7 protein-coding genes and 3 tRNA genes are annotated in these 12,569 nt (G+C 64.3%); 2 read left to right on the top strand and 8 right to left on the bottom strand.

Annotation, left to right across the window (positions count from 1 at the left end):
• The first annotated feature begins 9 nt into the window (after window positions 1-9).
• On the top strand, window positions 10-1,533 hold the full coding sequence (locus tag ABNX08_RS26125) for an MFS transporter (protein ID WP_022538592.1): 1,524 nt from the start codon (window positions 10-12) through the stop codon (window positions 1,531-1,533).
• Window positions 1,534-1,609: 76 nt separating this feature from the next.
• Here the strand turns inward: ABNX08_RS26125 and ABNX08_RS26120 are convergent.
• From ABNX08_RS26120 to ABNX08_RS26100, 5 genes are all read right to left on the bottom strand, one after another.
• Window positions 1,610-1,684 (bottom strand) — tRNA-Thr (locus ABNX08_RS26120).
• Window positions 1,685-1,717: 33 nt separating this feature from the next.
• Window positions 1,718-1,793 (bottom strand) — tRNA-Gly (locus ABNX08_RS26115).
• A 5-nt stretch (window positions 1,794-1,798) separates the two neighbouring features.
• Window positions 1,799-1,874: transfer RNA gene (locus ABNX08_RS26110), tRNA-Asn, on the bottom strand.
• A 146-nt stretch (window positions 1,875-2,020) separates the two neighbouring features.
• A complete protein-coding gene (locus ABNX08_RS26105) occupies window positions 2,021-7,525 on the bottom strand; it encodes an AAA family ATPase (RefSeq protein ID WP_041682067.1) in 5,505 nt (1,834 codons plus the stop codon).
• A 364-nt stretch (window positions 7,526-7,889) separates the two neighbouring features.
• Window positions 7,890-8,927 (bottom strand): LysR family transcriptional regulator, encoded by a 1,038-nt coding sequence (locus ABNX08_RS26100; RefSeq protein WP_022538590.1) that lies wholly within the window; start codon window positions 8,925-8,927, stop codon window positions 7,890-7,892.
• A gap of 431 nt (window positions 8,928-9,358) precedes the next feature.
• Between ABNX08_RS26100 and ABNX08_RS26095 the strand changes: the two genes are divergently transcribed.
• On the top strand, window positions 9,359-9,730 hold the full coding sequence (locus ABNX08_RS26095; RefSeq protein ID WP_022538589.1) for a response regulator transcription factor: 372 nt from the start codon (window positions 9,359-9,361) through the stop codon (window positions 9,728-9,730).
• A gap of 29 nt (window positions 9,731-9,759) precedes the next feature.
• Here ABNX08_RS26095 and ABNX08_RS26090 read toward each other — a convergent pair whose 3' ends face one another.
• The 3 genes from ABNX08_RS26090 to pcaD form a co-directional block, all read right to left on the bottom strand.
• Window positions 9,760-10,434, bottom strand: coding sequence for a response regulator transcription factor (locus ABNX08_RS26090; protein WP_022538588.1), 675 nt, complete (start codon window positions 10,432-10,434; stop codon window positions 9,760-9,762).
• A gap of 166 nt (window positions 10,435-10,600) precedes the next feature.
• On the bottom strand, window positions 10,601-11,446 hold the full coding sequence (locus tag ABNX08_RS26085) for a class II glutamine amidotransferase (protein WP_041681779.1): 846 nt from the start codon (window positions 11,444-11,446) through the stop codon (window positions 10,601-10,603).
• Between the two features lie 244 nt (window positions 11,447-11,690).
• Window positions 11,691-12,476 (bottom strand): 3-oxoadipate enol-lactonase, encoded by a 786-nt coding sequence (gene pcaD / locus ABNX08_RS26080; RefSeq protein WP_022538586.1) that lies wholly within the window; start codon window positions 12,474-12,476, stop codon window positions 11,691-11,693.
• Window positions 12,477-12,569: the final 93 nt, after the last annotated feature.

Raw genomic sequence — 12,569 nt, 5'->3', positions numbered from 1 at the left:
GACGCCGGCATGAAACCCGCTAAACCCCAAGGCCTGCTGTTGCTGACGATCGGCGCGCTGACCTCGATCGACTTCCTGCAGAACGGCATGGTGGCTTTCGCCGCCACCCCCATCATGGGCGAGATCGGCGCCAGCCCCGAGGAGTACAGCACCGTCGCGGCGGCCTACGCCAGCGTGGCCGTGGTGGTGATCGCGCTGCAGCGCTGGATGGTGGAGCGCGTGGGATGGCGCCGCTATGTCCAGGCCGCGCTCGGCGTGGCTGCGACCGGTGCGATCCTGTGCGCGAATGCCGAAAGCTATCCGGCCTTCCTGGTTGGCCGCATGGTGATGGCGCTGGGCTGCGCGGGCATGGTGACTTCGTCTCGGCTGGCGGTGAATCTGATTCCGCCCAGCCCTGCGCGCTTTCTCGGCATCAAGGCGCTGGCCACGGGCGTGTGCGGCGGCATGGCGCTCGCGCCCTGGCTGGCCTCGGCCATCGTCACCTCGGACCGCTGGCCGTTGATCTTCTGGCTGGCGGCCGCGGCCGCGCTGGCGCTGCTCCCCGCCACCAGAGTCCTGCCCACGGCCACGCTGGCGCCGGCGCAACGCTCGGACGCCCATCCGGTGCGGCTTGCCGCGCTGGCAGTGGGCAGCTTCCTGCTCCTGTTCGTGCTGCAGCGTTCCTACTACGACTTCTACGCCGACCGGCTGTGGCTCGTGATCGGCGCCGCCACGGGCGCCAGCGCCCTGTTGGCATTCATCTGGACCGAATCCAAAAGCGCACGTCCGCTGCTCAAGCTGCGCAGCCTGGTCGAGCCGCGCTACCTGAGCGGCCTGGCGCTCTTTACTTTCTGTTATGTCACGCTCGGTTCGAACGGCTATCTGCTGCCGATCATGCTGCAGCGCTCGCTGGGACATTCATGGGCCACCACCGGGCAGTTCTATGCGCTTGGCCTGGCCGCCGGCGTCGCGACCTGGCTGACAATGACGCGCCTGCTGCCGCGCTGGCCCAGCCCGCGCAAGTACTTTGTCGCGGGCTTCCTGGCGCTGGCGGCCTCAGCCTGGCTGATGAGCCGGACCCCGCCCGCGCCTGACCTGTGGGGCCATGTGCTGCCCGCGCTCGCGCTCTATGGAGTTTTCATCATGACGCTGATTCCCGTCACGGCCATGCAGACTTTCAACGGCGTCATGCACGACGAGTCGGTGTTCTCGCACGCGCAGCAGACCAAGAACATGCTGGGGCAGATGGGCCAGGCGCTGGGCGTGACGCTTGCCACGGTCGGGCAGCAGTGGTTGACGACGTTGCACTACGGCACGCTGCATGGCGCGATCAATCCTGCCAACCCGCAGTACCAGGAGACCTACGCGCGCTTCACGGCGGCGTTCTCCGCCTCGATGGAACCGGTTCGCGCCGCGGAGCTCGCCACGGCGCAGATCGCGCAGGTGCTGGCGCAGCAGTCCGCGCTGCTGGCCAATCTCGACCACTTCCGCGCGCTGGCGGCAGTGGCGGTGCTGGCGATCGCGGTGAGCCTGGTCCAGAAGGTGATCCGATGAGCGCTCACCCGCGGCACCGCGTGCACGAGCATGGCACCACGCAGGTCTTGCGCGATGCCGAACCAAACAAGTGAGATGGTGCCCATGGGCAGGATCGAACTGCCGACCTCTCCCTTACCAAGGGAGTGCTCTGCCACTGAGCCACATGGGCATACGCGCCGGATGCGAGACAACCGGAACGATCTGGAGCGGGAGACGAGTCTCGAACTCGCGACCTCAACCTTGGCAAGGTTGCGCTCTACCAACTGAGCTACTCCCGCATGCATGGCTCCCCGACCTGGGCTCGAACCAGGGACCTGCGGATTAACAGTCCGTCGCTCTACCGACTGAGCTATCAGGGAATACATCGCCTTTCAGCGAAGCGCGGATTCTACAACAACGCGATGCGTCGGGGCAATAGGTCGCGCCAAGACTCACTTCAATTCTGTGTCGTGCGTTCACGCTGGCCAGCGCAACGCCCGGACGTCCGCATGGGGCTGCGTGGCGATCACGAAGCAGCGGCCGGATGGGTGGGCACGGTGAATTGAACGATGGCGCCGCATGGCAGGTTCTCGCTCGCCCACAATCGGCCGCCATGCGCGTCGATGATCGACCGGCAGATCGACAGCCCCATCCCCAAACCGGCGGGCTTCGTGGTGTAGAAGGGAGCGAAGACGCGCTCGGCGCCGTCCGGAGCAAAGCCGGGCCCCGAATCTCGCATTGTCACGAGCACGCAGTCAGTGTCGTTCCCTGTGCTGATGAGCAATTCTCGTTCGCCGTCGCTGACGCCTCTCATTGCCTCGAGCGCGTTGATGGTCAGGTTGAGGAGCACTTGTTGCAGGCCGACACGGTCTCCTTCGATGCATGGCAAACCGTCCGCGAGTTGCGTCTGCACCGCGGCCCCGCTCTTCGTGGCTTCGCCACGGGTGAGCTCGATCACCTCGCGGATCGCCGCGTTGATGTCCACCGATTCCTTCCGCGGTGGCGTCTTCCTGATCAGCTCACGGATCCGGCCGAGCACGTCCCCCGCTCGATTGGCATCCTTGATAATACGGCCAAGCACCTGCCCGACCTCTTCGACATTAGGAGGCTGGGCGCTGAGCCACCGCAGTGCAGCCTGGGCGTTGGTCACCGTCGCGGCGATCGGCTGGTTGACTTCGTGAGCGATCGAGGCCGTGAGCTGCCCCATGGTTGCGACGCGGTTCGCATGTGCCAGTTCCGTCTGCACCTCGCGATAGCGCCGCTCGCTCTCGCGGACTCTTTCCTCCGCCTGCTTGCGCTCGGTCAGATCGAGCACAAAAGCGACCCCCTCCTTCCGGCTTGCTTCGAAAGTGGCCGCACCGACTATGACGGGCACACGGCTGCCATCCTTCCTGATGTACTCCTTCTCGTAGGGCTGGGTGAGCCCCGTCTGCCCGGCCTCTGCCACGGCGCGTTCGGTGCCCTCACGCCATTCCGGCGGTGTCAGATCCTTCCAGCGTACGCGACCCGAGACAAGATCCTCCCGTTCGTATCCCACCATGCGAAGAAACGCGTCATTGGCCTCAAGAATGTCTCCACCGGCATTCCACATGATGATCCCGATGATGTTGGCGTCGACGAGGCGCCGGATCTTTGCCTCGCGTTCCGTGAGGTCGCGGTACAAACGGGCATTCTCCAGCGAGATCGCGGCCTGCGAGGCCACCAGCTTCAGCACGGCGATGCGGGTCGGGCTGAACACGCGCGCAGTCAGATTGTTTTCGAGGTAGAGCGCGCCGGTGAGCTTTGCCTGATCCATCAAGGGCAGGCAGAGAATGGAACGGGCGCGATGCTGACGGATGTAAGGATCTGCGGCAAACGGGGACTCGGCTGCGGCATCGTCGATAAAGACGCTCTCCCGGGTGCGCAGGACATGGTAGAGGATCGACTCCGGCAGCATCGCCGCGCTCACCGGCACATCGCGCAGCTGCAACTGGGTCGCGTCGCCGCCGGTCGTCGCTTCCGCTGCGATCCGTTGTTCGCCGCCGTCCGACAGGATCAACAGACCTCGTTCGGCGCCGGCCTGTTCAATGGCCGTACGCATGACCATATCGATCAGCTTTTCCAGGACGATGTCGCCCGAGGCGGCCTGCGACACCTTGATCACGGTCGCGAGGTCGAGGTGTTCGACCGGCGTTGCGATCGTGTTCGTCGGGCCAAGCGCGGGCTCTTCCGTTCTCAGGAACGGATACCTTTCCTCGAGTTGCCGCACCTTCCCATCGGCTCCCCAACGCAGGTAGCCGTAGCGGGCGTCCTGTAGATACACACGGGCGATCTTCTCAAGCCCGCGCGCCGCGTAAAAGCGGGACGCGAGTTCGTTGGCGAGCGCCTCAGTGTGGACAAAGCCGCATTCCTGCGCCAGGTGGATCGCCTGCTCGTAAAGCTGCTCAGCATCCACCACGCGGCCTTCGAGGCGGGCGATCTCGGCCCCGACCAGCACGGCGCGGTTCCCGAAATTCTCCGGGCAGTTTTCCGCCCAGACCTGGAGCTGCCGGTGATGCGCAGCCATGGCGTCCAGGTGCTGAGGCTGCACGTCGACCGGGGCGAAGTCCCAGCAGGCGGCGTGGGCAAGCGCGCCGTAGAAGTGATATTCGGCTTCCTCGAAGAACGAGGATGAGGTCCAGAGCAGCTGTTCCGCCTTCGATGCGGCATCCATGGCCGCCGCATAGTCGCCGGCGAGATAGCGCGCCTGCAGTTTCCGGGTCCAGTACCAGCATGCAGCGAGCGCCAGGCCAGGGTTGCTGGACAGATGGGCTTCGTTGCGAAGCTCATTGAACTGCCCGTCGTCAAAGCAGCCGAACGTCGGCGTCAGGCCGCGGAGCATCCGGATCAGCGCGAGTTGCGTGGCGATGAAGTCGATGACAAGACCGAACCGCACCTTCTGGGCGTACGCCAGTCCGTGTTCGGCTTCGCTTTGCACCTCGGGCAGCGGCTCGCCGGCGAAGAGCAGGTCCGAGTTGAGGCTGTTGCCCGCATAAGCGCCATACGGGAGGTCTCCGATCCGGTTCGCCGCGGCGAATGCGCGGCGCAGCAGATCGCGGCAAGTCCGCACGGGTTTCAGCCAGCGTACGACAAAAATCGAGAAGCAAAGATAGGTCTTGGCCTCAAAGCGTTTGAGCCCGCGTCGATCGACGAGTTCGCAGCCGAGCTGGCCGAACCGATATCCGGCCTGGTAGTCGCCGAAACGCCGTCCGGCAACCCTGCCGACATTGGCATATAGCACACAGGAAGCATCGCAGTTGCCCCGCTCGAGGCTGAGACTGACCGCCTTGCAGATCGTCAGGCAAGCCAGGTTCGCATCGGTCTGCAAGGCCGGCGCGAAGAGCTTGCTCAGCGCCTCGACGGTCCCGAGGGAGGCCGCGTCCTCCATCAGCGGCAAATCGATGAGGTCCTCGATGGCACGGTCCCCTAGCCGTGACCAGATGCTGTCGTATTCGCGCCGCACCTCGTCGTCGTCCGGATGGGGTGACCACTCGATTCCGACATGCCGGAGGTAGGCGAGACAGACCGCGACCGCGCGCTCGCTCCGATCGAGGACCAGGTAGACATCCAGTTGCAGGCACGCGACGAGGGCTCTTTCGACCGTTGTGGTGGCGCGATCGGACAGCGCCGCCAAACGCTCGTCCGCAGCCGCCAACTGCCCTGTCAGGAATTCGCATTCGGCCCGGTTCAGCTCCAGCGCAAAGATCAGGTCATGCCGGCGCTCCCAGCAATCGTCGCCCAACAGTTCCGCACCGGTGACGAGATAGGAGAGCGCCGAGGCATAGGCCGTCGACGCCTTGGCGCGCTGGCCGGCGATCAGGTTGAACTCGGCCAGCTGCTCCCGCTCGTCCTGCCCGGTGATCAGCGCGGCGCCGCGATTGAGCTGGCCCGCGATCTCGAAGATTGCCTCTTCCCTCTTTTCCGGGGCCGTCTGCGCGGCGAGCAACCGCCCGATCCGCAGATGGGCCTCGGCGCGCGAAGCTTCGGGGGTCAGCGAATAGGCGGCTTCATGAACCCGGTCGTGAACAAACGCATAGGCGCCGTCCGGGCGCTCGACCAGTTCCTGGCGAATCGCCTCCCACAACGCCGCGTGGACCTGCGCCTCCGGGGTGCCGAGAACGGTCGAAAGTGTCGCGATCTCGGCGACGTTCCCGAGACAGGCAAGCTGCTGCAACGCCTGCTGCGTCGCAGCCGGCAGGCGGGTCAGCTTGCCGACCATCAGGTCCACCACATTGTCGGTGTAGCCCTTGGCATGGATGCGATCGGGATCCCAGCGCCAATGCCCCGCGTCATGATCGAAGGTGAGGAAATCCTCTTCGACCAGCGCGTGCAGGAACTGTATGACGAAGAATGGATTGCCGGCGGTCTTGTCATGCACCAGTCGAGCCAGGGGCTCGATGCGCTCCGGCTCGCAGTGAAGCGCCTCCGCGGTCAGCTGCTGGACGTGCTCACTGGCAAGCGGCGCCAGCCTGATTTCATCGATCTTGACGCCCGCGTTCCTGATGGCCTGAAGCTTGCGCGTCAGCGGATGCGTGGCATCGACCTCGTTGTCGCGGTAGGCGCCGATCAGCATCAGGTGCCGCAGATCCGAACCGGTCAGCAGATCCTCGAGCAGGTCGAGCGTCGCCGCGTCGAGCCACTGCAGATCGTCGAGAAAGAGCGCGAGCGGATGTTCCGCCCTGGCAAATACACCAATGAAACGCCGGAACACGAGCAGGAAACGGCGTTGCGCCTGTTGTGGCTCAAGCTCCGGGACCGGTGGCGGCTCACCGATGATGAGCTTCAGTTCGGGAATGAGGTCGGTCATGAGGCCCGCATTGGGGTCCAGCGCCTCCAGCAACGCACTGCGCCAGCTCGCCAGCTCCGTGTCGGACTTGCCAAGAAGCGGCCGCACCAGGCTTTGAAATGCCTGCACCAGCGTCGAATAAGGGATGTCGCGCTTGTACTGGTCGAACTTGCCGGACGCAAAGAGCCCCCGCGGCGGCACCAGCACCTTGTGCAGTTCATTGACGACTGAGGATTTGCCGATGCCGGAATAGCCGGAGACCAGCACCAGCTCCGGCGCGCTGCTCCCGACGATCCTGGCGAACGCGGCGACCAGGGTGTCGACCTCGTGCTCCCGCCCGTACAGCTTCTCGGGAATCAGCAGCCGGTCAGGCGTGTCGCGTTCGTGCAGCGGGAAGTCATCGACGCGGCGCTGACGCTGCCAGTCGGCCAGGCAGTGCTGCAGATCATGTTCAACACCGGCGGCAGTCTGGTAACGCTCCTCGGCCGTCTTGGCGAGCAGCTTCATGACGATCTGGGAGACCGCGGCAGGGACGGTCGTCACCCGTGCGCTGGGCGGAACCGGCTTTCTGGCGATATGGCAGTGCACCCATTCCATGGGCTCGGCGGCCGTAAACGGCAGCGCGCCGGTCAGCATCTGGTAGAGCGTGATGCCGAACGCATAGAGGTCGCTGCGCGAATCGATCGAGCGATTCATCCGGCCGGTCTGCTCGGGCGCCATATAGGCAAGCGTGCCGGCGATGGTCTCGGGCGGCTCGGGCGCCTGCCGCTCGCGCGGCAGCCGCGAAGCGAGGCCGAATCCGGTGAGCCGCGCCTTTCCGTCGGTGCAGTTCACCAGGATATGGGTGGGCTTGAGATCCTTATGGACGAGGCCGCGCTGGTGGAGCTTGCACAGCGCCGCAGCGATGCCGGCGGCGAGCCGCAAGAAATTTTCCATCTCCATGGGCGCGCCGAGCAGTTGCGCCAGCGGCTCGCCACCGGGGTCATCGAGTACCAGCAGGGTCCGGCCGCCTTCGCGCACCAGCTCCAGCGGCCGGACCGCCCACGCGGCATCGAGTTCGTCCTTCAGCCCAAGCTCGTGTGCGAGGCGATCGAGGGTGGCGGGTAGTGGATGCTCGGCGGCTGGCCGCGCAAGCAGGACGTTGGGGCCGCCCTCCTCGCCCGGGCGCTGCCCGCGACACAAGACGCGCTCGCCATCGTCCCACAAGATCTGGAGTCTGTTACCCATCGGCGCCGGAACCATATGTAGGTCTTCATCTGCCGCACGCTGCCAGCAAACTGCCGCCCGTTATTGGGTTGGACGCTATGTTCGTCCGAGCATAATCCGGGCAGGGCACGCTCCGAAAGCGACTTACAACACGGCAGCTCCGCGATTACCAATCGCTCTCCAGAATACACCGCGGCGCCATCGGGAGTGGTCGGAGGGACGGGATGGGGCAAGCGCCGTTGAGGCCACTTCGTCGAAGGCGATACCCCGCGTGAAGTCTGAGGAAAAGGCGGAGGGTCACGACCAATAGCGCCTGTCTGGCGCGAACTTGTGGCATTGCCTTCACATGTTTGACGATCCGCTGCTGGTGCGACCGAAACCAGATTCAGGCCGCCAGCTTTTCTGTCGAAGTCCCGGTGTCATGCGTGTCGAAGTCGGTCAGGTAATTCAGATCGAGCGCGCGGATCTGCTCAGTCATGAAATCGACAAACACACGAATGCGTGACGGCAAATGCTGTCGGCAGAGGTAGCAGATGTAGTGGCCCCGGTCGTCCGGCACATACCGCCTTAACGCCATGACGAGCTCATGGCTCGCGATGTGATCGCGAATCAGATACGCCGGCATCTGGGCAATTCCGCGGCCATCCAGGACTGCCTTCAGTACCAGGTCTGCGTCATTGAAAGTCAATCTGGCGGTCGGCAGATACTTTCGCATATGGCCGTCAACCTTGAACTCCCAATCCAGGACGCGACCGCCGGCGAATCTTAAGTTGATACAGTCGTGCTGCCTCAGCTCTTCCAGCGTAGAGGGCAGTCCCCGCGTCTCGGCATAGGAACGGGACGCGCACAGTACCATCTGCATCGGAATCAACTGTTTCGCAATGATGCTGGAATCCTCGATGCGGCCGTCGCGAAATGCGACATCGATCTGTTCGGAAGCGAAATCTGTTGGCCGGTCATCCAGAAGCAGGTCGACCGCGATATCGGGGTAGACCTCGGAGAACCTGGAAAGCAGCGGCGCAACCACCTTGCGTCCGAACCCGACTGTCGAGCTGATGCGAAGCAAGCCACGAGGCGGCCCCTGGCGGAGCTCCAGCATGTCGTTCATTGCCTCGACAATATGGGTCACGCCCTGGTTGCAGTTCTCGAAGAATCTCTCGCCCTCTCGCGTCAGCTGTGTTGTCCTCGTGGTGCGGAGAAACAGGCGCGTACTTAGCTGCGTTTCAAGCTTCTGGACATTTCGGCAGACCGCCGAGCGCCCGATCCCCAACCGCTCCCCCGCCTTGGCGAAGCTTCCCTCCGTGGCGACCGCCATGAACGCGATGATTCCGGTGTAGCTCGTCGCGAAACAGGCGGACAAAGTATCAGCGCTATTTGGCAAGCCAACGCGAAAGCCACGCTGCGATGTATCCGATTGTTCCATTGAGAGCCCCCACCATTTGGCGCACTGCGCAATCGCACCGGCCATGAGACTAGGGTAGGCGCGCGGGCGCTACAAACCCATTCTACGGACGGGTAGCGCTGCCCCTACATAGGCTTCGAACGCTCATACCAGGGTATGACCCGCGGGACCGGGGCACGCGCCCACGGCTGAGATGTACGGAACGCCGGAACTCCTATTACGGACCGCCGGGACTCATATCAAAGTATGTATTCGCCGTTTCAGCGGATCTGCACGATACCTGGCGTAGACGGTCTTCGGGGCAGGCTTTGGCGATCTGCTTGCGGCGCGCCTATACGTTTGTATGATTCTCGGCCGCTGATATGAGAATTACGCTGGGTATCGTAGACGCACGTGAAGCACCCGGCGCCGTTCTGGCTGCGTGCGCTCTTTCCTGAAGGTGGAGGGGTCCCTTGTGTTCCGCCCAGCTAGTTTCGATTGTCGATGACGACGAGGCCGTCCGCCTCGCGACGGCGAGTCTCGTACGCTCGTTCGGCAGGCAAACATGCCTGTTCGCATCGGCAGAGGAATTCCTGCAATCCGGCCAAATCGCCGCGACGTCATTCCTGATTTCCGACGTCATGATGCCCGGCATGTCGGGGATTGCGATGCACGACCGCATCCTGGCACTCGGATATGCGCCGCCGACCATTTTCATCACGGCGTTCCCGACGGACGACCTGAAGGCGAAGGCCCTGGCGAGCGGCGCGCTGGCTGTACTCGACAAGCCGGTCGATGCCGATGCCATTGCGCATTGGCTCAGCGTCGCGCTGGACCAGCCGTAGCGGAAATCGACGATCCGACGCCGCCGATCTCAAGGCGACTTCTGCGGCTGCGGATCGACGCCCAGTGATTCTGATTTTCTGACGAGATCCGCGACGGATCGCGCCGCCATTTTCTTCATTACCTGCCCACGGTGAATCTTCACGGTAATCTCACTGAGATTCATCTCGGAGGCGATTTGCTTGTTCATCAGGCCGGCCACGACGAACCCCATGACTTCTCGTTCGCGCGGTGTCAGCGAGCCGTAGGCAGCACGAAGCGCCGCGATCGATTGTTCGGCCGCGAGACGTTCCCCGTCGCGCGCCAACGCATTGGCAACTGCGTCAAGCATGTCCTGGTCGCGAAACGGCTTCGCGAGGAAATCGACTGCTCCCGCTTTCATGGCCTTGACTGTCATCGCGATGTCGCCATGCCCTGTCATGAATACGATCGGCATGCGCACGCCGCTCTTCGCAACGTGCTCCTGGAAGGAAAGGCCGCTTTCGCCGCGCAGCCTGACATCGAGAATCAGGCAACTGGGGGCGTCGGTCTTCGGGAAAGCAAGAAAGTCCTGCGACGATTCGAATGTCTCCACGCGCAGCCCGACCGAGCGCAGCAGACCGCCAAGGGCGAGTCGCATCCCCTCGTCGTCGTCGACCACATAGACCACTGGCTCCTTGCCGTCGTGTGGGCTTTGTGCCGAAGTCGAATTCGACCCCGAACTCATCTCGCCTCCTCTTCCCGGCCGGTGCATGCGGCATGCACATCACCGCCGGAGATCACGATAGCTATTCTAGTTGATCTGAAGTGCGCACGACGTACCCTGGCGCCTGCCAGGTCCGACGCCACCCGCCTCGCGGCGCCCCTGACGCTGCCCCTTCGCTGCCCCTTACTTATGTCGAACGGTTCGGCAGCCGCGGCAAGAAGCGGTTGTGCTCGATCTCGCCATTGCGGGCAATCAGGATGGTCGCCTCGGGAATCTCCTCCCACACGCCCTGCACGTCGATCAGCGGCTCGGACAGCACCAGGAAGGCATTGTCGCCGGCGGCGATGATGCGCGGGTCGTCCGGATAGAGCGCGCGCAACTGCCGGAACGAGGTACTGTGGAACAGCGTGCGCGAGTCGGCCTCGCTCGAGTAACGCGCCGCCACGATCTGCTGGCCATCGGTCACGCAGACGGTCATGTTGAGCGGAAACTGCACGTCGTAGCGGTGGCCGACGTCCTCGATCAGCCCCGCCATCTGCTCCAGCGCGCCGCGCGGGTCGCGCTCCAGGCCAAAGCTCAGGGCCAGGAAGAACATCACCTCGGAATCGGTCGATCCCTCGATCCAGCGGAACAGGTGCGGCGCCACGGCCATCATCAGATCGCGCCGCACGAGGGGGTATTCGCGGATCAGGCCGTTATGGACGAAGAGCCAGCGGCCGAAGCGGAACGGATGGCAGTTGGTCTCCTGCGTCGGCGTGCCGGTGGCCGCGCGCACGTGGGCGACGAACAGCGGTGCCCGCACCGCCCGCGCCGTCTCGCGCAGGTTGGTGTCGCTCCAGGCCGGGTGCAGGCAGCGGTAGCGGAACGGCACTTCCGAGTGACGTCCGTACCACCCGACGCCGAAACCGTCGCCATTGGTGGTGGTATGACCCAGCCGCGAATTCAGGCTCTGGTCGATCAGCGAGTGTTCCGGCTGGAACAGCACCGTTTCCAGCGCAACGGATTTGCCCGAGTAGGCCAGCCAGCGGCACATGATGCTCCTCCTCGAATGCGGTCCGGTGCCTTCCGGCCCACACTCCAGTTGTAGGACGGCAAGGCGCGAAGGGCAAAGCGGCCGAGGCCAATCATGCACCGCGTGAGGAAAGTGTGGGAAACCGCGGCCGCGGCGCGGCCGCAGCTTGCAGCGCCGCCATTCAGCCCGGGCCCGCCCTGCCCCGCCCGCTCTCAGAACGAGGCCGTCGCACATTCTGAAAGTGCTCCATTCGCCGCAAAATAAGTCAGCGGCTACGCTGCAGGAAAGCGGTCACAGCATCCGCAAACTCGCCGGGCAGCTCCCAATTGGAAAGGTGAGCCGCATTGAGCGACAGATAGGCCGCGCGAGGAATCAAGTCAGCCACGGCTCGCCCCTGCTCAGGCGTGGTCGCCGCATCCTGAAGACCGGCAATGACCAGAACTTCAGCCTCGATAGCCGGCAGCAACTCGCGCAGGTCCGCGTCCCGCACCGCCGCGCAGTTGGCGATGTAGCCCGACCCATCGGCCTGTTCAAGCATGGCGCGCACAGGAGCGACACGGGTGGGATCGCCCGCCAGCCAGGCCGGCGTGAACCAGCGTGCCAGGACGCCTTCGACAATGGCAGCCATGCCGTCGCGCTGCACGGTCTCGATGCGGGTGTTCCAGCCAGAGGCCGGCCCGATCAGCGCAGCGGTGTTTGCCAGCACGAAGCGTCCGAAGCGATCCGGGTGATGCCGCGCGAGCCACATGCCGGTCATGCCGCCCATCGACAGGCCACAGAAGTGAGCGCGCTGCACGCCCGCATGGTCCATTACCGCCAGCACATCTGCGCCGAGTTCGGCCATGCCGAATGGCTGCACGCTCACCGACGAGGCACCATGACCGCGCGTGTCGTAGCGCAGCACGCGAAAGTGCTGGCGCAGTAGCGGCATTTGCGGATCCCACATTGCCAGCGTGGTGCCGAGCGAGTTGGACATGACCAGCACCGGCGCATCGGCCGGTCCCTCGAGTTCGTAGTGGAGGCGAAGATCGCCGCGTGTCGCGATACTCATACGTTCGTGTTCCTTGAAAAAATGCCGAGGCGGCATGCATCGCTGCATGTCCGCCTCAACTAGACCATGGTGACGCGGCGCCCGGCCGCGTCA

It is taken from the genome of Cupriavidus sp. DF5525 (assembly GCF_040149425.2).
GTDB lineage: Bacteria > Pseudomonadota > Gammaproteobacteria > Burkholderiales > Burkholderiaceae > Cupriavidus > Cupriavidus pickettii_A.
This window is presented reverse-complemented; position numbering and strand designations above follow the sequence as displayed.

What these genes read in the sequence shown, in the direction of transcription:
- ABNX08_RS26105 (WP_041682067.1), bottom strand. Translation starts at nt 7,525, where the DNA reads ATGGGTAACAGACTCCAGATCTTGTGGGACGATGGCGAGCGCGTCTTG.
- pcaD (WP_022538586.1), bottom strand. Translation starts at nt 12,476, where the DNA reads ATGAGTATCGCGACACGCGGCGATCTTCGCCTCCACTACGAACTCGAG.
- ABNX08_RS26125 (WP_022538592.1), top strand. Translation starts at nt 10, where the DNA reads ATGAAACCCGCTAAACCCCAAGGCCTGCTGTTGCTGACGATCGGCGCG.
- ABNX08_RS26090 (WP_022538588.1), bottom strand. Translation starts at nt 10,434, where the DNA reads ATGAGTTCGGGGTCGAATTCGACTTCGGCACAAAGCCCACACGACGGC.
- ABNX08_RS26085 (WP_041681779.1), bottom strand. Translation starts at nt 11,446, where the DNA reads ATGTGCCGCTGGCTGGCCTACTCGGGCAAATCCGTTGCGCTGGAAACG.
- ABNX08_RS26100 (WP_022538590.1), bottom strand. Translation starts at nt 8,927, where the DNA reads ATGGAACAATCGGATACATCGCAGCGTGGCTTTCGCGTTGGCTTGCCA.